Below are 22,548 nucleotides of genomic sequence, written 5' to 3' on the forward strand. Positions count from 1 at the left end.
TTATAATATTAATGAATTAAACCGTGCGGTACTCCGCTTCTGCGGCGTTAAAGCGTTTTTCGACTGCGGCGGAAGGTTTGCGCCCCATCAGACTGACCACTACGATGGCAATGCAGGCGAAAGCGAAGCCGGGGATAATTTCATACAGGTCCAGCCAGCCGTAGTTTTTCCATACCAGCACGGTCACTGCCCCGACTATCATCCCGGCCAGCGCGCCGTTGCGGGTCATACGCGACCACATCACGGAAATCAAGATAACCGGGCCAAACGCTGCGCCAAAACCGGCCCACGCATAGCTCACCAGACCCAGCACTTTATTTTCAGGGTTGGCCGCCAGCGCGATGGCTACCACCGCCACCACCAGCACCATTAAACGACCGACCCACACCAGTTCCTTCTGGCTGGCGTCCTTACGCAGAAATGCTTTATACAAGTCTTCTGTTATCGCGCTTGAGCACACCAGTAGCTGGCAGCTCAACGTACTCATCACTGCGGCGAGAATGGCAGAAAGCAGCACACCCGCTATCCACGGATTAAACAGGATTTTCGCCAATTCGATAAATACGCGTTCACCATTTTGCGTCACGTTCCCGGCCTCACCCGGATTATTGGCGAAATAGGCAATACCGAAAAAGCCCACCGCGATGGTCCCCGCCAGACACAAGATCATCCAGGTCATGCTGATGCGACGCGCATTTTTAATAGTATGGTGCGAGTCTGCGGCCATGAAGCGCGCCAAAATATGCGGTTGACCGAAATAGCCAAGTCCCCAGCCCAGCAGCGATAAAATCGCAACCAGATTCATGCCTTTAAACATATCGGTGTATTCAGGGTTCTTAGCGCTGATAACCAACATTGAGGAGTCAATACCGCCCACCGCCAGAATAACGATAACCGGCGTGAGGATCAGCGCGAAGATCATCAGCGTAGCCTGCACGGTGTCGGTCCAGCTAATGGCCAGGAATCCGCCGATGAAGGTATAGATGATGGTCGCCGCCGCACCGGCCCACAGTGCAGTTTCATAGGTCATACCGAAGGTGCTTTCAAACAGACGGGCACCGGCTACCACGCCAGATGCACAGTAAATCGTGAAGAAAATCAAAATAACTACGGCGGAGATAATGCGCAGCAGTTTGCTGGAATCTTCAAAACGGTGAGTGAAATAGTCCGGCAACGTCAAGGCGTTATTGTTGGCCTCGGTGTGCACCCGCAGGCGCCCGGCGACCAGCTTCCAGTTGAGATAAGCACCGAGAGTCAAACCGATGGCAATCCAGCTTTCTGAAATCCCCGAAACAAAAATCGCGCCCGGTAACCCCATTAACAGCCAACCGCTCATATCAGAAGCGCCGGCAGAGAGCGCGGTAACGAAACTGCCCAAGCTACGGCCACCGAGGATATAGTCGTCAAAGTTTTTAGTGCGTAAATAGGCGATAAGCCCAATTAAAATCATGCCAAAAATATAGACACAAAATGTCACCAGCATTGGTGTGTTCATTGTCATGCAAGTTCTCCATGTATTTTCTTTAATTATCAGTTCCACCCGAAACGCAGAATTACCCTGTCCGCATCTCTAAGAGTTTGCCGCGAAATGTGCAGGCGCCCTCGTCCTTTCTAACGTGCTACAAAATTTTTCAGCCCGAGGATACTAGTGGAGCACGTTCTGCAGGCCAAGACTTTTAACGCTCATTGAACAATGTGCCAACCTTAAAACTGCAAAGTTGTGACACGGAGTTGCATCTTTTTCACTTGCCCAACCTCAGCAAGTTGCACTTGGTACAACCCTGCAAATAAATTAAGCAACAATCATGCCGTTATTTTTTTGTTAATTTGATCACTAATTTCACCTTCGGCATGGTTCCTGCATTTAACAAGGTTGCACAAAGTTGCAACATCGCAGATAGTAGCGAAAATAACAGGTTTACTGACAACGGAGTTCTTGGGAATGGCAACGACGACTATGGGCGTGAAGCTTGATGAAGCGACGCGTGACAGAATAAAAATCGCCGCGCAGGGCATCGACCGCACGCCCCACTGGCTTATCAAACAGGCTATCTACTCGTATCTTGAGCAGCTTGAATCAGGCACTGGCCTGCTCAATATGACCGGCGCTAACGCGGTCGATAACGAAGACGCCGCCGCGCCTGTGGCGATTGAACACCAGCCATTCCTCGACTTCGCCGAGCAGGTGCATCCTCAGTCGGTGAGCCGTTCGGCCATTACCGCCGCCTATCGCCGCCCAGAGCCAGAATCGGTTGCCATGCTGCTCGAACAAGCGCGTTTGTCCCCGGCTGCAGACAGCGCCGCGCACAAGCTGGCCTATGACCTCGCCAACGCGCTTCGTCACCAAAAAAGTGCAAACGGTCGCGCCGGTATGGTGCAAAGCCTGCTGCAGGAGTTCTCACTCTCCTCCCTCGAGGGCGTGGCGCTGATGTGCCTGGCCGAGGCGCTGTTGCGTATTCCCGACAAACCAACGCGCGATGCGCTGATCCGCGACAAAATCAGCAACGGCAACTGGCAGTCACACCTTGGCCGCAGCCCTTCTTTGTTCGTCAACGCCGCCACCTGGGGTCTGCTGTTTACCGGCCGGCTGGTCGCTACCCACAATGAAGCCAAACTTTCAAACTCGCTGAGCCGTATTATTGGCAAAGGCGGTGAACCGCTGATCCGCAAAGGCGTGGACATGGCGATGCGTCTGATGGGCGAACAGTTTGTAACCGGTGAAACTATCGCGCAGGCGCTGGCCAATGCCCGCAAGCACGAAGACAAAGGTTTCCGCTACTCCTACGACATGCTCGGAGAAGCGGCGCTGACTGAAAAGGATGCCCAGGCTTACCTGGTGTCTTATCAACAGGCGATTCACGCCATCGGCAAAGCCTCTAACGGTCGCGGGATTTATGAAGGTCCGGGCATCTCGATCAAGCTGTCGGCGCTGCACCCGCGCTACAGCCGCGCGCAGTACGAGCGCGTGATGGAAGAGCTTTATCCCCGCCTGCTTTCTCTGACTCTGCAGGCACGCCAGTATGACGTCGGCATTAATATCGACGCCGAAGAGGCCGACCGTCTGGAAATCTCCCTCGATCTGCTGGAAAAACTGTGCTTTGAGCCAGAATTGGCAGGTTGGAACGGCATCGGATTTGTTATTCAGGCCTATCAAAAGCGCTGCCCGATGGTTATCGACTATCTGATCGAGCTGGCGCAGCGCAGCCGCCGTCGTTTGATGATTCGTCTGGTAAAAGGCGCCTATTGGGACAGCGAAATCAAACGCGCTCAGGTTGATGGCCTTGAAGACTATCCGGTCTATACCCGTAAGGTGTATACCGACGTCTCTTATCTGGCCTGCGCGCGCAAGTTACTGGCGGTGCCTAACCTGATTTATCCACAGTTTGCGACCCACAACGCGCACACGCTGGCGGCGATTTATCAGCTGGCGGGCAACAACTACTATCCGGGGCAGTATGAGTTCCAGTGCCTGCACGGTATGGGTGAGCCGCTTTATGAGCAGGTCGTGGGTAAAATTTCCGACGGTAAACTGAACCGCCCTTGCCGCATCTATGCGCCGGTGGGGACGCATGAAACGCTGTTGGCCTATCTGGTACGCCGACTGCTTGAAAACGGGGCCAACACGTCGTTCGTCAACCGCATTGCCGACGCCACGTTGCCTCTGGACGAGCTGGTAGCGGATCCGGTTAAAGCAGTTGAACAACTGGCTGCCGAAGAGGGACAGGTGGGGTTGCCGCATCCGCGCATCGCCCTGCCGCGCAATTTGTACGGCGCAAATCGCGCCAACTCTGCCGGTCTTGACATGTCAAACGAGCACCGTTTGGCGTCGCTTTCAAGCGCCCTATTGACCAGTGCGGCACATCCGCTGCGTGCAGAGCCTATTCTTGGCGCTGCACTGCCCGACGGTGAACTTGCAGGCTCAACGGTTGAAAACGTGATTAACCCCGCCGAGCCGACGGATATTGTCGGTCAGGTGCGCGAAACCACCGACGCAGAAATCAGCCTCGCCCTGGACTGCGCCTCCCATGCGGGCGCTATCTGGTTTGCCACACCGCCGCAGGAGCGCGCGGCCATTTTGCACCGCGCCGGTGAGTTGATGGAGTCGCAGATGCAAAATCTGCTCGGCGTGCTGGTGCGTGAGGCGGGAAAAACCTTTAATAACGCCATTGCCGAAGTGCGTGAAGCGGTTGATTTCCTGCACTATTACGCAGAGCAAATCGAAGAGGCGTTCAGCAACGATAGCCATCGCCCTCTAGGTCCTGTGGTGTGTATCAGTCCGTGGAACTTCCCGCTGGCTATCTTCACCGGACAAATTGCTGCCGCGCTGGCCGCGGGCAACAGCGTATTGGCAAAACCTGCCGAGCAAACGCCGCTGGTTGCCGCCAGTGCGGTGCGTATTATGATTGAAGCCGGTGTGCCTGCGGGCGTGCTGCAGCTGCTGCCCGGACGGGGCGAAACAGTGGGTGCGCGGTTGGTGAATGACGAGCGCGTTCACGGCGTGCTGTTTACCGGTTCCACCGACGTGGCTGGAATTCTGCAGCGCAACATAGCAGGACGCCTCGACGCACAGGGTCGCCCAACGCCGCTGATTGCCGAAACCGGTGGTTTAAATGCCATGATTGTTGACTCTTCTGCACTCACCGAACAGGTGGTGACCGACGTGGTTGCCTCGGCCTTCGACAGCGCCGGTCAGCGTTGTTCTGCCCTGCGTGTGCTGTGTATTCAGGAAGACGTGGCTGAACATACGCTGCAAATGTTGCGCGGCGCGATGGCCGAGTGCCGCATGGGTAATCCTGAGCGCCTCTCTACTGACATTGGTCCGGTGATTGACGCCGAAGCCAAGGCTAACATCGAGAAACACATCGAAGCCCTGCGCGCCAAAGGTCGTAAGGTGTATCAGGCGGCGCAAAATAACGCCGACGACAGCAAAGAGTGGTCGCGCGGCACCTTTATCAAGCCAACGCTTATCGAACTCAACGGCTTTGATGAAATGAAGAAAGAGATTTTTGGCCCCGTGCTGCACGTGGTGCGCTACACCCGTCAAAATCTTGATGCGCTGATCGACCAGATCAATAAGGCGGGTTATGGCCTGACGTTGGGCATACATACACGCATCGACGAGACGATTCAGCGCGTCACCTCGCGGGCCAAGGTCGGTAACCTCTACGTTAACCGTAATATGGTGGGTGCCGTAGTGGGCGTACAGCCGTTTGGTGGCGAAGGCCTTTCGGGCACGGGCCCTAAAGCCGGTGGACCGCTGTACCTTTATCGCCTGCTGGCAAACCGTCCTGAACAAGCCATCAACAGCCTGCTCAATCGGGAGATAAACCCCATGCCACTTGATGCCAGTGTACGTAATGCACTGCTGGAACCGCATCAGGCTTTGAGTGACTGGGCTGCAAAAGATGAGCCTGCGATTACAGCGCTGTGTGGCGATTTTGCACAATGGAGTCAGGGTGGAACACTGCGCACGCTGCAGGGACCCACGGGAGAGCGCAATACTTACGCCCTGCTGCCGCGCGAACGCGTACTGGCCCTGTCCGACAATACCCATGATGCGTTGATTCAGCTCGCCGCGGCAACCTCGACCGGCTGTCGCGTACTTTGGCCTGAAGCCAGCGTGCAGCGAGAATTGTTCACGCGTTTGCCTAAGGTGGTTCAGGCACGTATCGATTTCGCCACCGACTGGGAGAACGCTGACCTTGAGTTTGACGCCGTGATTTATCACGGTGACGCAGACCAACTGCGCGACCTGTGTCAGACCTTGGCGAAACGTTCCGGTGCGATTGTTTCGGTGCAAGGATTCGCACGCGGAGAAACCAACATTCTGCTTGAACGCCTGCTGATTGAACGTTCACTGAGTGTTAACACCGCGGCCGCCGGCGGAAATGCGAGTTTGATGACGATTGGTTGATGTGCTAAACACCTAACCCCACAACCCTCCCCACTCTTTGGCGAGGGTACTTACCCCATAAAACAACGCCACAGGCTGTTGGTGTGCTTACGCTTTAGCCTCTCTCCCCCGCTTTTTTCACTGGAGGAAGAGGCTTGTACGGCTCAACAGATCAAACTCTCAGAAACCCTACAAATCTTTGGCTATTATTATTTTTGCCTTTAGTCCTCCCTCACAATCTATAAATTTCATTTATGTATAGTCAACTACCAAGGGCAAAGGCTATCAAATCCATAGAGTAATACAGGTATGACTTATCAATGGCCGTGTATATCGTAGATACGGAAATCAAATAAAGGGGTATTCCTGTGAGCAATTCAAATGAAACAGAAAAAGCTGCAAAACCTATCGTTGAAGCAGACCGAGAAGCACCAACTGGTAAATGTCCTTTTCATCAAAACAACCCTAATGAAACTGCAGGCGGTGGGACAAATAATCGAGACTGGTGGCCCAATCAGTTAAGAGTTGACCTGCTGAACCAACACTCAAACCGCTCAAACCCGTTGGGCGAAGATTTTAACTATCGTGACGAGTTCGCGAAATTAGACTATTACGCCCTCAAAGGTGATTTGAAGGCATTGCTAACAGAATCGCAACCTTGGTGGCCCGCTGACTGGGGCAGCTACATTGGCCTTTTCATTCGTATGGCATGGCACAGCGCCGGCACCTATCGTTCAGTTGACGGGCGTGGCGGTTCTGGGCGCGGTCAGCAACGCTTTGCACCCTTGAACTCCTGGCCAGACAACGTCAGTCTCGATAAAGCACGCCGTCTGCTGTGGCCAGTCAAACAAAAGTATGGTCAAAAAATTTCCTGGGCCGACCTGTATATCCTTGCCGGTAACGTGGCTCTGGAAAACTCCGGCTTCCGCACCTTCGGTTTTGGCGCAGGACGCCAGGACGTTTGGGAACCGGATCTCGACATCAACTGGGGTGACGAAACAGAGTGGCTTGAACATCGTCACCCGGAATCGCTGGCTCAGTCGCCGTTGGGCGCAACTGAAATGGGGCTAATATACGTTAACCCTGAAGGCCCAAATCACAGTGGTGACCCCGCCTCGGCAGCACCGGCCATTCGCGCCACCTTTGGCAACATGGGCATGAACGATGAAGAGATCGTCGCGCTAATCGCTGGCGGCCATACGCTGGGCAAAACCCACGGCGCAGGCGAAGCCACCCACGTCGGTGACGACCCTGAAGCCGCGCCCATTGAAGCACAGGGCCTCGGTTGGGCCAGCACCTACGGCAGTGGTGTAGGTTCTGATTCCATTACCTCAGGTCTGGAAGTTATCTGGTCGCAGACGCCAACGCAGTGGAGTAACTACTTCTTCGAAAACCTCTTCAAATATGAGTGGGTTCAAACGCGCAGCCCAGCGGGTGCCATACAGTTTGAAGCAGCTGATGCGCCGGATATTATTCCCGATGCCTTTGACTCAGCCAAAAAACACAAGCCAACCATGCTAGTGACTGACCTTACGTTGCGTTTCGACCCAGAATTCGAAAGAATTTCACGTCGTTTCCTCAACGATCCTCAGGCATTTAATGAGTCCTTTGCCCGCGCCTGGTACAAATTAACGCATAGAGATATGGGGCCGAAGGCGCGTTACATCGGACCCGAAGTGCCAAAAGAAGATCTGATTTGGCAAGACCCTCTGCCACAGCCGGTTTATCATCCAACGGCCAGCGATATCGCGCTGATTAAAGAAAAAATTGCCGCTTCTGGCCTCTCCGTCAGTGAACTGACCTCGGTCGCTTGGGCCTCGGCCTCGACCTTCCGCGGTGGCGATAAACGCGGTGGCGCAAACGGTGCGCGTCTGGCGCTGTTGCCGCAAAGAGAATGGGAAGTTAACGCCACAGCCTCTCGCGTTCTACCAACGCTGGAATCTATTCAGAAAGAGTTGCAGAAAGCCTCGTTGGCCGACGTTATTGTTCTTGCCGGTGTGGTGGGTGTGGAGCAGGCAGCTAAAGCGGTAAACGTTGACATTGAGGTGCCTTTCACCCCGGGTCGTGTAGATGCAAGTCAGAGTCAGACGGACGTTGAATCCTTTGACCTGCTCAAACCCAAAGCCGACGGGTTCCGCAACTATCGCGGCGTTCACGGCAAAACGCCAACCGAAAGCCTGTTGATTGACAAGGCGCAGCAGTTGACGCTTACCGTGCCGGAGTTGACCGTGTTGGTTGGCGGGCTGCGCGCACTCGGTGCAAATTACGACAGCACTCAGCGCGGCGTTTTCTCTGACAAAGTGGGCGAACTTAACACTGATTTCTTTGTGAACCTGCTGGACATGCGCAATCAGTGGAAAGCGGTGGACGGCTCTCAAGAGCTGTTTGAAGGACGCGATCGTTTAAGCGGAGAAGTTAAATTCACCGCAACCCGTGCAGACCTGGTGTTTGGATCGAATGCGATTTTGCGTTCGGCGGCAGAGGTTTATGCCAGCGGCGATGCCAAAGAGAAATTTGTTAAAGACTTTGTGGCAGCGTGGACAAGAGTGATGAATCTGGACAGATTTGACATCTAACGGTCTTTAGCGGGGAAAGGGGCCTACTCTTTTCCCGCATTTTCATCCATTAAGCGCTATTTAGTCATTCATATAAAAGAATTTACAGTTTCCGAGCCGTGCCTGAGAAAGGGATAAACGATTGTGCTGAAAGAAAAATTAGCGACCCGCCTGCAGTCGGACATGTTGGGTAATGCCTCTCGGGGTAATCTCGCTCCCCTGAGAGTTATCTGTTCAAACACCAAAGAACATTCACAGGTCATCAGCCTCTACGAGCTGGGCCTTTCCTGTCAGGCCATTGCCACCATCACCGGCTTTCACGAAGAGCAGTTTCAGCATTTTTTCAAATCGTAAAATGCTTGCCCGGACAGAGATTCTTAAGACGCTCAATAAGCCAACGACTCGCCGGCCCCGGAGGCGATGACGTCGAATACACGCCAAACATCGGCAAATTAAGCCCTCCCGTCGGCACGTCCTCAATCAATAATTTCACCAGTCGACCTTCGTGAATATCACGCTCAACCACCCGCGATGGCATGCTGCCCCACCCTAATCCATCGAGCAAAAAAGCATGTTTGGCAAACAGATCGCCGAGCCGCCAGGTAGAGGGCGAAATCACCCCAAATTCCTGTCCCGCCGACAGCTCCGAACGGTCGGTAAGCACCAACTGAACGTGTTTTGAAAGCTCTGATTTCGGCACAGTGCCGGTAAACTGCGCCAGCGGATGCGCCGGCGAGGCCACCATCACTAACTGCACGTCGGTCAACCGCTCTCCGGTTAACGAAGCAGGCATCGTCGGCAGCGGCCCTAAAATACCTACGCTGGCATTACCGTTCAGAATTTGTTGATATCCTCCGCCCAGCGCCTCAACAAACAGCCGCAGCGGCGTACCGGGAAACTGTTCGCGAAACGCCTTGGCCGCCGAGGTGATAGCTTCAAGCGGAAAGAATACGTCAACCACCACCGAGAGTTCCGCTTCCAGCCCAGAGGACATGCCTCGTGCGCGCGCCTTCATAAAATCAATACCGGCAATAATGCCGCGGGCGTCAGCCAGCAGCACCACGCCTGCCGGTGTCAGCTTGGGATAGCGTCCTGAACGGTCGAACAGCAACACGCCCATCTGCCCCTCAAGCCCTTTAATCAAGTCACTAATCACCGACTGCGCCCGATACATTTTACGTGCAGCGGCCGAGAAGCTGCCTTCATCGACGGCGGCGACGAAGGTGCGAAGTTGATCGAGGGAAATACCGTCTAGCATGGCACGACCTTTAAACAAGGATTGTTAACTATCGGCATGACCGATGGATTGCATCGAAATATAACGGCTACTCAGGTGACAAGCAGAGTGAGATAGTAGTGATCGTGTTCAACACGTCAATTACATTTAAACAATCAGGGGTTCACTTTATGTCAATTCTTCACATCGATTCCAGCATTCTTGGTGATTATTCCGTAAGCCGTGCACTGTCAGCCGAGACCGTGGCACGCCAGCAGGCACTGCACCCTGAGGCAAGCGTTCAATATCGTGACCTGGTTCGTGACCCGGCCCTGCACCTTTCAGATAAACACATTGCCGCCTTCCAGGGCGCTGAAGTGACTGAGGCGGCGTTGGGTGCAGACTTGGCGCTCGGCGGGGCTTACATCGACGACCTGTTCGCCGCAGACGTTATTGTTATTGGTGCGCCGATGTACAACTTTTCTATCCCCTCACAGTTGAAAGCCTGGATTGACCGTGTTTGTGTGGCAGGCCGCACCTTCCAATACGGTGCTAACGGCCCGGAAGGCCTGCTGCCAAAAGGGAAAAAAGTGTTCGTAGTTTCTTCACGCGGCGGTTTTTATACCGGAGAAAGCCCAGCGGCGTTCCTCGAGCATCAAGAAACCTACCTAAAGGGGGTACTGGGTTTTATCGGCCTGACCGATGTCACCTTTATTCGCGCTGAAGGCCTCAGCCGTGGTGATGAAGCAAAGGCAACTGCCATTGCCAATGCGCAAGAACTGATTGCTTCACTTTCTTAACAAATTCGCTTTCTTAACAGATAAAGCAACACGCTACTTGCCCGTCGCGGCAGCCAGAACGATAACACGAGGTCTGCATTCACCATGGAAATCGGCATTGACAGTTTTGTGGCACGTTTGCCCAACCCCGCTACGGGCGAGGTGCTTTCCGCCAGTGAGCGGCTTGACAACCTGCTCGAAGAAGTTGAAACCGCCGACAAGGTCGGGTTAGACGTGTTCGGGATTGGTGAGCATCATCGCCCCGAGTTTCTGGATTCGGCCCCGGCTATCATTTTGGCGGCCGCGGCGGCGCGAACTAAAAACATTCGATTAACCAGCGCCGTGACGGTGCTCAGCGCTGCCGATCCGGTGCGGGTATTTCAGGAGTTTGCGACCCTGGACCTTCTCGCTAAAGGCAGAGCCGAAATCGTGGTTGGCCGCGGCTCGTTTGGTGAAGCCTATCCGCTGTTTGGCTTTAAGTTCGAAGATTACGACTCGCTGTTCATCGAAAAGCTGCAGTTACTGCTGCAAATCCGCGAAAATACCCACGTCAATTGGTCGGGTCGCCATCGACCAGCCCTGACCGGACAAGGCATCTACCCCCGTCCCTATCAGGAACAACTTCCTGTGTGGCTCGGCGTAGGCGGTACACCGCAGTCTTTTGCGCGTGCGGGAACGCTGGGTTTGCCGCTGATGGTGGCGATTATCGGCGGTGATTTTAGCCGTTTTCGTCCGCTGGTTGACCTCTACCGCGAAGCCGGACGCCAGGCCGGTCACTCACCCGAGAAGCTAAAAGTCGGCGTGCACGCGCTGGGTTTTGTGGGTAACACCACTGAGGAAGCCAAGGAGAGTTTCTATCCTGGCTGGCGATACATGTTTACCGAAATTGGGCGTGAACGCGGCCGCTCACCGGCAACTCGCGCCCAGTTCGAGGCGATGTGTGGTCCGCATGGCGCATTTTTAATCGGCGATGCGCCCACGGTGGCGGCCAAAATGCTCGCGGCCAGCGAAGCACTCGGCGGCGTGGCGCGTATTACGCTGCAAATGAGCTCCAGCTCGACTGAACACGCGTCAATGAAGCAGTCAATTGAGCTGCTCGGCGATGAGGTTGCGCCGATTATTCGCCGCTCCACTCAGTCCTGGAGCCTGTAATGCACAGGATTATTCGCCGTCTTGTTGAGTAATAGGCCGCAGGACGCGGCAAGGATTGCCCACCGCCACCACGTTTGCCGGAATATTTCGCGTCACCACGCTGCCCGCGCCAATAACGGTGTTATCGCCAATGGTCACACCGGGTAAAATAGTGACCGCCGCCCCAATCCACACATTGCTGCCGACGGTGACCGGCAGCGCAAACTCTAGCCCTTTATTGCGCCGCTCCGCGTCAATCGGATGACCGGCGGTATGAATGCCCACGCCGGGCGCAATAAATACGTTATCGCCAAAAGTGACCGTTGCGCCGTCTAAAATCACCAGATTGTGGTTGGCATAAAAGTTTTCGCCCACGAAGATATTCTTGCCATAGTCACAATAAAAGGGCGGCTCAATCACGATGCTATCGCCACGCTGACCCAACAGAGCGTCAAGCAGTGCGCTGCGCGTTTCGTCATCCCCCGGTCGCGTATGGTTGTAGTCATAGCAGATTGTCTTGGCCGTTTTTCTCATTTCAATCAGCGCACTATCATAGTTAGCATCGTATAAAACGCCATCTTCCACACCGGTCACTTTATTCATAAATCGCCTTTAGTTGCTCATTCACAAGTTCTTAATTCATGCGTTATTGATTCACGACTGATGGCAGGCAGGCTTATCCCCTGCCCATCACAGCGGTTTGTGCCTTTGCACGGCAATAAATCGTACATTCGTACAAATTGATGTCAAGCACATATTCGTACATTTGTACAAATATGACCACTGTGCTACCGTGCTTGCCGATTAAGGAGATTTTTATGGCCACCGCCCCGCGTAAAACCTGGCAGCAAGACCCTCAGCGCAGAACCACCATTGTGCGCGCCACGCTTGATACGATTGCGCTGCACGGCGTTGACGGCACTACGTATCGAAAAATAGCGCAGTGCGCCGCTATTCCACTCGGCTCGGTGACCTATTATTTTCCGAGTATGCAGGAGCTGTTGCTTGAGGCCTTTAGCAGGTTGGCGCAGGACGCGTTTACCGCTTTTGCCGCCACGCTAGAGCGCGCGCAGGACATGACACAGGCCCGTCAGGCCATTGTGGAGATCATTTTTGGTGATGTTACCGCAGGGGATAAAACCAATCAGCTAAGCTATGAACTGTATAGTTATGCCTGCCGTACGCCGGTGATGAAGCAGGTGATGAAAAACTGGATGAGCCAGAGCCGCGCGTCGCTCGAACGCCATTTTTCGCCGCTAGCTGCCGTCGCGCTTGACGCGCTGATAGAAGGCTTAATTTTGCACCGCTCGGTTATCCCGGTGGCTCAGGAAGATGTGTTTCGCATGGTGGCGCAGCTTAGCGAGCTGTAAATTATCAGCGGCGATTGGATTATTTAACTGAAGAAGGCAGATACCCGAAACGCTTAGTAAATCGCTCGGTAAATCGAGCGCGAGAAAGATAACCGCAGGCCTCTGCCACCTGAATAATGCTCCAATCGGTACTCTGCAGCAGCATCAAACCGTGGTGCATTCTCACCTCAATCAGCAACTCGTCAAAACGCACCTGCTCCTCAGATAAACGTCGGCGCAGCGTGGCTTCACTCATCGCCAGTGCGCGCCCCACTTCCCGCGCTGTCCAAGGATGTGCAGGGTTCTCACTGAGCATTAGACGTACTCGGCTTGCCGTACTAGGGGCCTGATACTGGCTAAACACCAGGCCGCGTTCGGCCAGTGCCGCAAGCAGATCAAGCAAACGAAAACGCAGGCGATCTTCGCTAATATCCGGTGACAGTATGCTGTTGCAAACCCACTCCAACGTCGTTTTAAGGTCAGTATCCAGCGGTGTAGATTGCACGGTATTAAGGCCTTTGGGTTCGGCATGGGGCCGTTCACGCTGGAAATGTTCCAGCAATTCGCCGCTAAAGGTCAGGTAAACAGAACGGAAACACTGCTGCGCCCCCGTCGGCGTCTTATGCAAATTAGCCCAGGTGCCCGGTTTTACCAGCAGCAAAGAATCGTTGCTATCGACAGTAAAGTCATCCGTTGCGTTACTCAGACCGAGCGTGCCGGAAACGATAAGCAGCAGCGTTGCGTCCTGAAAATAGAAGTGCGGAATGTACTGTGCGCGACGCAGATAGGGCTGTGCAAGGCTGCACAACCCACGCAGCACAATCGGCGCGCCAGACGGTAGCGGACTGACGCCACCGCTGCGATTATCGAGGGTCGTCGTCATTTCAGATAGCGTTAGCATCGCGTGATTCACTTTACCCCCCAATATTGAACAATATCACTTCACGTCAGGATTCAGCGAATACAGGCCGGTAATACTTGCCTGTGCCAACACGTTGGCTTCCTTTAGCGCCTGTACAACGTTTGGCCCAGTGAGATCACCTTGAACATCCAATTTAGGCGTATCCAGAGCATAAAGGGTAAACGTGTAATGATGAACTATTGTATCGTTCCACGGCGGACAGGGGCCATCATAACCAAAATAATTACCGGCCATCTGCGCATCGCCTGCGAACCAAAGGGTGTAATCATTGATGCCGTGACGCAGACCTTCTGGCGCATCCGGGCCCGCTTTCCCCTGTGGCGTGACGGTATTGGAATGTGAACCGGCGGCAATCTCGCTTAAATTTGCAGGAATGTCCAGTAGTAACCAGTGGTGAAAAGTGATGCGCGGCAGAGCGGCTGGCACCTCTTTTCCTTCCTGATTAACGTCGTCAGCCTTGCCTGGCACATCGGGGTCATGACACACCAGTACAAATGACTGCGTTCCGGCAGGTGCATCGCGCCAGGCCAAGTGTGGATTGTTATTGGAAGAAAGCTCGATATGGCTGGCCCCATTAGGGACAGCAAAGGCGAATTCACCTGGGATAGGCTCACCCTCGCGAAAACTTTGACTCGTTAATTGCATTTGATTTCTCACTGTATTGGGTATTTGATATCAACATGTTACCCAAACAACAGTGGTGGCATAGTCACCCAGCCAATCAAAATCATCACCAAACCCGTCAATGTGAACTGATAAGGCATAAATTTACTCTTTTAGATGACGCATACAGGGGTAGAAAAACAGGTGGAGTGTCCCCCACCTAACAACAGTGCCTACTCCTGCTGATCTTGCAGCGTGGTAATGGTTAACGTGTTATCCACATTCTCGACGTGTACTTTCACTTTGGCCCCCGCCTTCGCGCTGTCCAGCATTTCGGCGTTTTTGGCCTTATAAGCCATAGTCATCGCAGGCATGTGGATGTTCGACAGTGCGCCGTGTTTCAAGGTGATCATGCCGGTATTTTTATCAACGTTCACGACGGTAGCGTCAGTTAACGCCGCTGTAGATGAAGGTTTTTTCTCCGACATTGTCGTCATCGGCATGTTCATATTCATGCCAGCCATCGAATTTGGATTATTCATGGTGTGGGTGTCCGCAAATGCTGAGAGGCTAAAACCGGCAGAGAATGCAGCAGAGAGTGCAGCGGCAAGCAGAGTCATTTTATTTATGTTCATGGTCATTCCTTATCGGAGGGTTGAGTGCCCGAAGCGGGCGTTAAGGGTTGAAGAGATTGACGACGCAGTGCCCGACGCTGCACCAGCAGCCAGGCAACGGGGATAACTAACATCGACAGCAGCGGCGCCGTTATCATGCCGCCGACCATCGGCGCGGCAATGCGCTGCATCACCTCTGAGCCGGTTCCGTGGCCCAGCATGATGGGCAGCAGACCGGCCAATATCACCGCAACGGTCATGGCTTTTGGACGAACACGCTGCACCGCACCTTCGCGGATTGCCGCCAGCAGCAGCGCATGACTCAGCGTTTCTCCGGCCTGCAGTCGTTTGTTCAGCGCTTCTTTCAGATACATCAGCATCACCACGCCAAATTCGGCTGAAACGCCCGCCAGCGAGATAAATCCAACGGCGGTGGCGACTGAAATAGCGTGCCCGAGGACCCAAATCAGCCAGAATCCGCCAATCAGCGCGAAGGGAATGGTCAGCATCAGCAGCAAGGCTTCTGAAATTGAGTTGAAGGTCAGGAACAGCAGCACCAAGATAATTGCCAGCGTGGCGGGAATGACCGTTTTTAAGGTGGATTCAGCGCGTTGCAAATACTCGAACTGCCCCGACCAGGAGAGCGAATATCCCGCCGGTAGCGCCACCGCTTTCCCTACCGCCGCCTGCATATTGCGGACCGCGGTTTGCAGGTCTGTGTTGCGCAGGTCAACATAAACGTAGCCCGCCAGACGAGCATCCTCGCTGCGGATCATCGTGGGTCCGTCGGTAACACTCAGCCTAGCGACATCGCCCAGCTGAATTTGCGCCCCGCTGGCCAGCACCATCGGCAATTGACGCAGTTTCTCGACTGAATCGCGCACTTCCCGTGGATAACGCACATTGATTGGGAAACGCGTGCGGCCATTTAGCACCTCACCGACGTTTTCACCGCCAATGGCAGAGGCAATCACGTCCTCGATGTCACCCACCGCTAAGCCGTAGCGCGCCGCCCTCACTCTGTCGATAGCGACGTCGATATATCGCCCGCCGTTCAGCCGCTCGGCAAACGCCGACGTCACGCCACTCACCGGACGTACGGCGGCGGCAACCTGATCGGCGATCGTGTCGATTTGCGCCAAACTCGGGCCAGAGATACGGATACCCACTGGCGTTTTGATACCGGTTGAGAGCATATCCAGACGGTTGCGGATGGGCGGTACCCACACGTTTGACAGGCCGGGAACCTGCACAATCCGGTCCAACTCGGCCACCAGTTTTTGAGGCGTCATTCCCTGTCGCCACTGGGTACGCGGCTTGAACTGGATCATGGTTTCAAACATCTCCAGCGGCGCGGGATCGGTGGCGCTGTCTGCTCTCCCCGCTTTGCCAAACACCGTGTCAACTTCCGGCACCGTTTTAATAAGCCTGTCGGTAACCTGCAGCAGCTGAGCGGCTTTTTCCGCCGACAGACCTGGCAGTGCGGTCGGCATATACAGCAAATCACCTTCATCCAACGGCGGCATAAACTCCCCGCCCAGTTGCGAGAGCGGCACAGCGGTCAGCCCGAGCAGTACCAGGGCAAGCAACAGCGTGGCCCACGGATGGTTCAACGCTTGCTCCAGCACCGGCCGGTAAATACGAATTAAAAACCGGTTAAGCGGATTAGCGTTTTCATGAGGAATACGTCCACGGATAAGCCAGCCCATCAATACCGGCACCAAGGTAATGGAAAGCAGCGCCGCCGCCGCCAGCGTGTAGGTTTTGGTGAGCGCCAGCGGGCTAAACAGCTTGCCCTCCTGCCCCTCGAGTGAAAACACCGGAATAAACGACAGCGTGATGATTAGCAACGAGAAGAACAGCGCAGGCCCTACCTCAACCGCCGAGTCGGCAATCACCTCCCACCGCTGTTGGCCGGTAAGCACTTTGCCCTCATGCCTTTCAAGGTGTTTATGGGTGTTTTCGACCATCACAATGGCAGCATCAACCATGACACCAATGGCAATCGCGATGCCGCCGAGCGACATCAGGTTGGCATTAACGCCCTGATAATGCATGGCAATAAAAGCCGCCAACACGCCGACCGGCAGCGCAAGAATGGCCACCAGCGCACTGCGGAAATGAAAAAGAAACAGCGCACAAATAACCCCGACCGAAATAAACTCCTCAATCAGTTTGTCGGTCAGGTTATCGACCGCGCGATCGATAAGCTTTGAACGGTCATAAGTGGTCACCACCTCCACGCCGGGCGGCAGTGACTTTTTAAGCTCGGCCAGCTTGTCCTTAACGCCATTGATTGTCGCCCGCGCATTTTTGCCGGATCGCATAATAATCACCCCACCGGCCACTTCGCCCTGACCGTTAAGTTCGGCGATACCGCGACGGATTTCAGGGCCAATTTGAATACGCGCGACATCGCCCAACAACACCGGCGTTCCGTTGACGTCGCTGCGCACTACCACCTGACGAAAATCCTCCGGCGTGTGCAGATAGCCATTGGTTTTAACGATGTAGTCCGCTTCGCCCATTTCCAACACCGAGCCGCCAGTCTCCTGATTCGACTTGCCTAACGCGGTGGTGATGTCGCTTTGCGTGATACCAAAGGCGCGCATTTTATCGGGATCCAGCACCACCTGATATTGCCGCACCATCCCCCCCAGAGACGCCACTTCCGAGACATTGGGCACCGTTTTAAGCTCAAACTTCAGGAACCAGTCATTTAAGGCGCGCAGCTGACCTAAGTCATGCTGACCGGTTTTGTCTACCAGCGCATATTCATAAACCCAGCCTACGCCAGTGGCATCAGGCCCAAGCGACAGCGTTGCACCTTTCGGCAGGCGGCTTTGTACCTGATTGAGAGACTCAAGCACGCGGGAGCGCGCCCAATACTGGTCAGTTTTGTCGTCAAATAGCACATAAATGAAGGCATCGCCAAAGGATGACCAGGCGCGGATTGTTTTCGCACCGGGCACGCCAAGTAGCGTGGTGGTTAAAGGGTACGTGACCTGATCCTCCATAACCTGCGGGGCTTTACCCGGCCATGAGGCTTTGATAATCACCTGAGTGTCGGATAAATCCGGCAGCGCATCGAGCGGCGTTTGCCTCAGGGAATAAATACCCCACGCCAGCAGAAAAAGTGTGCCGATGACCACCAGTAAACGGTTATTGATTGAGGCGCGAATAATACGTGCAATCATGGTTTCGGCCCGCCCACAGCTGTCATGCGGGTCAGTTGCCACCCGTCACCGTCCGCGATGAAGCTGAAATTCACCTTGTCACCTTGTTTGAATGCCTCAAACTCGGCCGAAGCAGGTTTTTTATACATCATGGTCATCGCGGGCCATTGCAGAGCCGGTACCGCCTCATGCGAAAGCGTGATGCTGTCGGGCGTGACCTGTTCGATGACGCCGGTAGATTGATAGGTTTTAATGCGCGCAGTGTTATCCACGCCGGGGTGTTGGCCTACAGCACTGACCGAACCTTGCGTCGGGGTATCGTTTACCGCCGCTTCGGCACCGTCGATGCGGGGCATAACTGACTTTAGGCTCGCTTCGGAGTCGATCAAGAATTGCCCTGAGGCCACGACCTGTTCCCCGGCGTGCAGGCCGCTCTCAACCTCAGTGTCGTCCCCCACTTCGCGCCCCAACGTGACATGGGCAGGTTGCAGACGACCGTCGTCATTTCTCACAATCACGACCGTACGTTTACCGGTCGAAATAATGGCTTCGGAAGGCACCAACAGGCCCAACTTGCCCGCAGATTTCGTGAGCTGTACCCGCATTAGCATGCCCGGCACCCACTCATCGTTGGCATTGTCGATAATGAGCCGCGCCTGTAGCGTCCTGCTGCTGCCGTTAATTTGCGGCAAGATTTGCTGAATTTCGCCGTGCACGGTTCTGTTTGGCTGATTGGCGGGCGTGGCGACAACCTGCATGCCAACCTGCACCTGAGTTGCCAGTGCCTCCGGAATGTCAATCACCAACCACAGCTTGCCCAACCCGTTTACCTTGGCCAGCGTTTGTCCGGGTGCCACCATCGCGCCATCGCGCACGTTCAACTCTCTGACAACGCCGTCACGCGGGGCCGAAATCAACAGGTTATTCTGCACCTTACCGGTTTTAGCTAGCGCGGTGATAAGCTCGGCGGGAATCGACAGAGCGCGCATTTTAGCCTTGGAATCATTGAGTATTGCCGTGTCGAGGCCGCCGCGCTTCAACGCCAGATATTCCTCCTGCGCCGGTAGCCATTCGGGTACAAACAACGAGGCAATCGGATCACCACGATGCACCCGCTGCTGCGGCGCATTGGCGTAAAGGCGGGTGATATAGCCGGTCGCCCGCGTTTGAATCACCTCGGCCAGCGATTCATCAAACTGCGTAGTCCCGATCACCTCAAGGCGGGTTTGCACTTCTGTTTGGCGCACGGTGGCAAAGCGAATGCCCAGGTCCTGCTGCATCGCGGGGTCAATCGCCAGTCCCGGACGTTGATTGTCCTGGGCATATACCGGCACCAACGGCATATCCATAAAGGGGGATTTACCGGATTTATCAAAATGCTGCTGTGGCACCATCGGATCATGCCAATAAAGCACTTTCTGTCCGGCTGAGGGCAACGATGCCGTATCCGCCACCTGCGGCACTGATGGCTGCGCCGAGACGACGTAGCGCCCGGCGAAATAGCCTCCCGCCACCAAAATCATCGCGCAGGCGACGCTCGAAAGCGTGAAAATCACCGATTTATTTTGCATCTGCTGGCACTCCTGAGGTGGCCATCAGAGCGGGCGGAAGAACTTGGTATTCCAGCTGCGCCCACGACAAAGCCACCTCCTGCTGTAGTGCAAGCAGAGAGAGGGTGGCCTCTATTTTTTCTCGCCGGGCGGCAAATACCTTGCTGAGTGCGCCATTACCCGCGCGATAATCGGCTTCGGCCAACTGCACTTTTTGCGTTTCCAGTGGCAAAAGTCCGTGCTGTAACAGCGCAATACGCTGTTGACCTAACGTTAACTGCGAGGAGAGATCGGCGATGTTGGCCTGGATTTGTCGCTGCTTGTCGAGAAATAACTCACGGGCGCGCGTCCCTAATGCCGCATTCGCCTCAACGGCGCGGTCCTGTTTATTGCTGCTGTAGACCGGCAGCGGAATACTCACTCCCACCGAGATCATATTCGTTTTCGGGGCACTGCGGTTTTGATAATCCACTTCCCAGGTCCAATTGGGTGAACGGTCACTGCTGGCCACGGCGGTATTGGCATCGGCCAGCGAAATATCTGCCGAGGCGGCAATCAGTTCGGGCTGTCGAACAGTAAGCTGTTGCAGACTCAAGCTGGCGACGCTGCTTTGTAACGGCGGTAAGCTACCCTGCACACCGTCGGCATCCACACCGGTCCAGCGAGAAAGCGCAATGAGTGCGGCCTGATAACGCTGCTGCGCCTGCAAGCGGATAATTTTTTGCTGCGTCAGTTGAGACTGCACCTCAACCACGTCATTGGACGTTGCATTGGCACCGCGATAAGAGGCACGGGTGGCCGCTATCTCACTGTCCATTTGGCTAATCAACTGGTTATAACTTTCCAACGTGAGTCGCGCATAGTAGGCCGAAAGCCAGGCCGAGGCGGTTTGGATACGTAAAGCGGCAAGATTACTGAGATAGCTGGAATGGGCGCTGTCGACCTTGCGCTCACCCGCAGCAGTGGCGAGGCTGCGCTTTTCTCCTGACACCCACTCCTGCTCAATACCCATGCGTTGCATGGTCATGTCATCATCGCTGACGCTTAAAGGATGACCTCCATCGGCAGGAAGATTATCGATACCGGCTTTTAATACTGGGTCGGGAAGTTGCCCGGCCATCACAGTTTCAGCCTGGCTGGCGCTCATCAGTGAACGATCGGCAATCAACGCTGATGAGTGATTCATGGCGGCCTGTAGTGCAGTATTAAATGAAATGTCGCTGGCCCAGGCAGAACCTGAAGCGAAGAAACTCATTACAACAATCGGAACTAAACGCGGCGATAAAGGGCGCGTTTTAAAATATAAAGACATGGTCGACTCCTGAGAGACGATGCATGTGGCTAAGGCGAGCGGAGAAAGGCGCGTCGAAATTGAGTCTTAGCCTGCCAAACGGCAACGGCTAATTTTCAGAAGGAACTGTCGCAGGCTCCATCGTTTTGACTCAACACGGCCGCAATAATCCCGCTCTTTAGGCCACAGGCACATTCTGGCTAAAGACTGTTAACTGCGTAAGCACGCAAGTACGGATTAATTCAGCGTTTAGTCAAACGACTCTGGGAGGGCGCCAGTTGTTGTCGGTAGAGCCGACCTGAGGCGAATCAGAATAAAGGGGGGTTAAATAAGAAAGTTCGGGGCTAGAATGTGTTTCAGGGGCAGAAACGGGATGGTATAGACCCCCAAAGTGGCACTGAGCGTCCATATTGCACGGCGCTTTTTGCACCGCGTTCTTGCTGTTCATATCGTGCATAGCCATGTCGCCACACTCAGCACCGCTGGCACTCAGGGACATAGCGTCATCCTGCATGGGACACTGACCGGTCAAACCACTGCTTGCCAGCCCAGAAACAGGCAGCATAAGTGATAACCATAACAGCATAACAACGCGGATAATTTTCATAAATTGAATTATATACGGTAACCAGCATCGTTGAACAGGCGTTCAAAAGTAACAAAACGCGAATTCTGGCAATGCCCGAGCGCAGGAACGATAAAGGAAAGTGCAGTCCGAACGCTATCAACGCGAAACGTAACCTGCGGCGCGGGTAATGGGGTCCAGCGCCGTTTGGCTTTTATCTCTAGCGAGCTGACTCAGGCACCCACGGCCCCTGACGTTTTATTGATGGAAATCCCGCCGTCAGGATGCGCAACTCGGCATCACGCGGGGTATTATCCCCCTGCCCCTGAATGGGGACAATATCCTGCGGGCAGGCTGAAAACGCCACATAGCAGTCCATCTCCGCCTGCAATATGATGTAGTCACCCGGACGCGTCACCGTTGGTAACGTCTTCAACGTGCGCCCATCCGGCTGAACCTGAATGTTCATAAAAATATTAAATGATGCCAGGTTACCGTGCGGCAGTGTTACACCCAACGCTGCCATCCCTTCAAACAAATTGTCGTGGCAGTTACGGTGTGGTTCGGTGCAACCCAGCAGCTCATAGCGACGCGCATCGCACGCGGCCATGAAGGTGTCGTGCACCCCCGGAGAAGTGTCTGCCACCAGCGTCAAAATCGGATGACGCTGGCTGGTAATAAAGCTGTCGCCAACCTGCGGGTTAAGCCGCTGATTCCACACCCGCGTGGCTTCCATGCACATATATTCACTGACATCACTGGCGTTATAGGCCCAACAGTCCACCACCTGCGTGCCGTGCAAATTAACCACCTGCACCGCTTCACCCTTGGCCAGACGCACAGCTTTACCGTGGCGCGCCGCAATTAACTGAATGTCACGATGCTCAAATTCAGCCGACATATT

17 protein-coding genes are annotated in these 22,548 nt (G+C 54.6%); 6 read left to right on the plus strand and 11 right to left on the minus strand.

The annotated features are described in order from the left end of the window. Positions 1–16 precede the first annotated feature (16 nt). Entirely contained in the window at positions 17–1,501 is a 1,485-nt protein-coding gene (gene putP / locus GA565_RS13765) for a sodium/proline symporter PutP (protein WP_152198927.1), read from the minus strand. A 441-nt stretch (positions 1,502–1,942) separates the two neighbouring features. Between putP and putA the strand changes: the two genes are divergently transcribed. The 3 genes from putA to GA565_RS13780 all read left to right on the plus strand — a co-directional run bounded on the left by putA (position 1,943) and on the right by GA565_RS13780 (position 8,802). Then, positions 1,943–5,914: a trifunctional transcriptional regulator/proline dehydrogenase/L-glutamate gamma-semialdehyde dehydrogenase gene (putA, locus tag GA565_RS13770; RefSeq protein ID WP_152198928.1), complete on the plus strand. Its 3,972-nt coding sequence runs from the start codon at positions 1,943–1,945 to the stop codon at positions 5,912–5,914. A 386-nt stretch (positions 5,915–6,300) separates the two neighbouring features. Then, on the plus strand, positions 6,301–8,469 hold the full coding sequence (katG, locus tag GA565_RS13775; protein WP_193311988.1) for a catalase/peroxidase HPI: 2,169 nt from the start codon (positions 6,301–6,303) through the stop codon (positions 8,467–8,469). Positions 8,470–8,592: 123 nt separating this feature from the next. Further along, positions 8,593–8,802, plus strand: a complete 210-nt coding sequence (locus GA565_RS13780; protein ID WP_152198930.1) for a hypothetical protein — start codon at positions 8,593–8,595, stop codon at positions 8,800–8,802. Here GA565_RS13780 and GA565_RS13785 read toward each other — a convergent pair. Beyond that, a complete protein-coding gene (locus tag GA565_RS13785) occupies positions 8,792–9,706 on the minus strand; it encodes a LysR family transcriptional regulator (RefSeq protein ID WP_152198931.1) in 915 nt (304 codons plus the stop codon). The two genes, GA565_RS13780 and GA565_RS13785, sit on opposite strands and share 11 nt — an antisense overlap. Before the next feature lie 149 nt (positions 9,707–9,855). Here GA565_RS13785 and GA565_RS13790 point away from each other — a divergent pair, with 149 nt between their 5' ends. Both GA565_RS13790 and GA565_RS13795 read left to right on the plus strand, forming a co-directional pair. Continuing rightward, on the plus strand, positions 9,856–10,464 hold the full coding sequence (locus GA565_RS13790; RefSeq protein ID WP_152198932.1) for an FMN-dependent NADH-azoreductase: 609 nt from the start codon (positions 9,856–9,858) through the stop codon (positions 10,462–10,464). Between the two features lie 84 nt (positions 10,465–10,548). Then, complete coding sequence (locus GA565_RS13795; RefSeq protein ID WP_152198933.1) at positions 10,549–11,595, plus strand: LLM class flavin-dependent oxidoreductase; 1,047 nt, start codon at positions 10,549–10,551, stop codon at positions 11,593–11,595. A gap of 9 nt (positions 11,596–11,604) precedes the next feature. On the opposite strand, the gene GA565_RS13800 is transcribed toward GA565_RS13795, so the two are convergent. After that, positions 11,605–12,177, minus strand: a complete 573-nt coding sequence (locus GA565_RS13800) for a sugar O-acetyltransferase (protein WP_055779987.1) — start codon at positions 12,175–12,177, stop codon at positions 11,605–11,607. Positions 12,178–12,392: 215 nt separating this feature from the next. Here GA565_RS13800 and GA565_RS13805 point away from each other — a divergent pair, with 215 nt between their 5' ends. Beyond that, a complete protein-coding gene (locus tag GA565_RS13805; protein WP_152198934.1) occupies positions 12,393–12,944 on the plus strand; it encodes a TetR/AcrR family transcriptional regulator in 552 nt (183 codons plus the stop codon). 19 nt (positions 12,945–12,963) lie between these two features. On the opposite strand, the gene GA565_RS13810 is transcribed toward GA565_RS13805, so the two are convergent. The 8 genes from GA565_RS13810 to GA565_RS13845 form a co-directional block, all read right to left on the minus strand. Further along, positions 12,964–13,824 (minus strand): helix-turn-helix transcriptional regulator, encoded by an 861-nt coding sequence (locus GA565_RS13810; protein WP_226950967.1) that lies wholly within the window; start codon positions 13,822–13,824, stop codon positions 12,964–12,966. 36 nt (positions 13,825–13,860) lie between these two features. Continuing rightward, positions 13,861–14,490 (minus strand): YbhB/YbcL family Raf kinase inhibitor-like protein, encoded by a 630-nt coding sequence (locus GA565_RS13815; protein ID WP_152198935.1) that lies wholly within the window; start codon positions 14,488–14,490, stop codon positions 13,861–13,863. 191 nt (positions 14,491–14,681) lie between these two features. Continuing rightward, positions 14,682–15,083, minus strand: a complete 402-nt coding sequence (locus GA565_RS13820; RefSeq protein WP_152198936.1) for a copper-binding protein — start codon at positions 15,081–15,083, stop codon at positions 14,682–14,684. A gap of 2 nt (positions 15,084–15,085) precedes the next feature. Continuing rightward, positions 15,086–18,259 carry an efflux RND transporter permease subunit gene (locus tag GA565_RS13825; RefSeq protein WP_152198937.1) on the minus strand — a complete coding sequence of 1,058 codons (3,174 nt, stop codon included), beginning with the start codon at positions 18,257–18,259 and terminating at the stop codon, positions 15,086–15,088. Then, the gene (locus tag GA565_RS13830) at positions 18,256–19,809 is read right to left on the minus strand and encodes an efflux RND transporter periplasmic adaptor subunit (RefSeq protein ID WP_152198938.1); all 1,554 of its coding nucleotides are present in this window, start codon (positions 19,807–19,809) and stop codon (positions 18,256–18,258) included. Before GA565_RS13830 ends, GA565_RS13825 begins: the two co-directional genes overlap by 4 nt. After that, on the minus strand, positions 19,799–21,100 hold the full coding sequence (locus tag GA565_RS13835) for a TolC family protein (protein WP_152198939.1): 1,302 nt from the start codon (positions 21,098–21,100) through the stop codon (positions 19,799–19,801). The genes GA565_RS13830 and GA565_RS13835 overlap by 11 nt, the downstream gene beginning before the upstream one ends. A 232-nt stretch (positions 21,101–21,332) precedes the next feature. Further along, positions 21,333–21,644, minus strand: coding sequence for a hypothetical protein (locus GA565_RS13840; RefSeq protein ID WP_152198940.1), 312 nt, complete (start codon positions 21,642–21,644; stop codon positions 21,333–21,335). A gap of 220 nt (positions 21,645–21,864) precedes the next feature. Beyond that, positions 21,865–22,545 (minus strand): DUF1989 domain-containing protein, encoded by a 681-nt coding sequence (locus GA565_RS13845; protein ID WP_152198941.1) that lies wholly within the window; start codon positions 22,543–22,545, stop codon positions 21,865–21,867. Between the last annotated feature and the right edge of the window lie 3 nt (positions 22,546–22,548).

Source organism: Rouxiella sp. S1S-2 (assembly GCF_009208105.1).
In the GTDB taxonomy this organism is placed as follows: Bacteria; Pseudomonadota; Gammaproteobacteria; order Enterobacterales; family Enterobacteriaceae; genus Rouxiella.

Coding starts and splice junctions, on each gene's coding strand:
- putP (WP_152198927.1), bottom strand. CDS start 1,501: ATGACAATGAACACACCAATGCTGGTGACATTTTGTGTCTATATTTTT.
- putA (WP_152198928.1), top strand. CDS start 1,943: ATGGCAACGACGACTATGGGCGTGAAGCTTGATGAAGCGACGCGTGAC.
- GA565_RS13785 (WP_152198931.1), bottom strand. CDS start 9,706: ATGCTAGACGGTATTTCCCTCGATCAACTTCGCACCTTCGTCGCCGCC.
- GA565_RS13790 (WP_152198932.1), top strand. CDS start 9,856: ATGTCAATTCTTCACATCGATTCCAGCATTCTTGGTGATTATTCCGTA.
- GA565_RS13795 (WP_152198933.1), top strand. CDS start 10,549: ATGGAAATCGGCATTGACAGTTTTGTGGCACGTTTGCCCAACCCCGCT.
- GA565_RS13800 (WP_055779987.1), bottom strand. CDS start 12,177: ATGAATAAAGTGACCGGTGTGGAAGATGGCGTTTTATACGATGCTAAC.
- GA565_RS13805 (WP_152198934.1), top strand. CDS start 12,393: ATGGCCACCGCCCCGCGTAAAACCTGGCAGCAAGACCCTCAGCGCAGA.
- GA565_RS13810 (WP_226950967.1), bottom strand. CDS start 13,824: ATGCTAACGCTATCTGAAATGACGACGACCCTCGATAATCGCAGCGGT.
- GA565_RS13815 (WP_152198935.1), bottom strand. CDS start 14,490: ATGCAATTAACGAGTCAAAGTTTTCGCGAGGGTGAGCCTATCCCAGGT.
- GA565_RS13820 (WP_152198936.1), bottom strand. CDS start 15,083: ATGAACATAAATAAAATGACTCTGCTTGCCGCTGCACTCTCTGCTGCA.
- GA565_RS13825 (WP_152198937.1), bottom strand. CDS start 18,259: ATGATTGCACGTATTATTCGCGCCTCAATCAATAACCGTTTACTGGTG.
- GA565_RS13830 (WP_152198938.1), bottom strand. CDS start 19,809: ATGCAAAATAAATCGGTGATTTTCACGCTTTCGAGCGTCGCCTGCGCG.
- GA565_RS13835 (WP_152198939.1), bottom strand. CDS start 21,100: ATGTCTTTATATTTTAAAACGCGCCCTTTATCGCCGCGTTTAGTTCCG.
- GA565_RS13840 (WP_152198940.1), bottom strand. CDS start 21,644: ATGCTGCCTGTTTCTGGGCTGGCAAGCAGTGGTTTGACCGGTCAGTGT.
- GA565_RS13845 (WP_152198941.1), bottom strand. CDS start 22,545: ATGTCGGCTGAATTTGAGCATCGTGACATTCAGTTAATTGCGGCGCGC.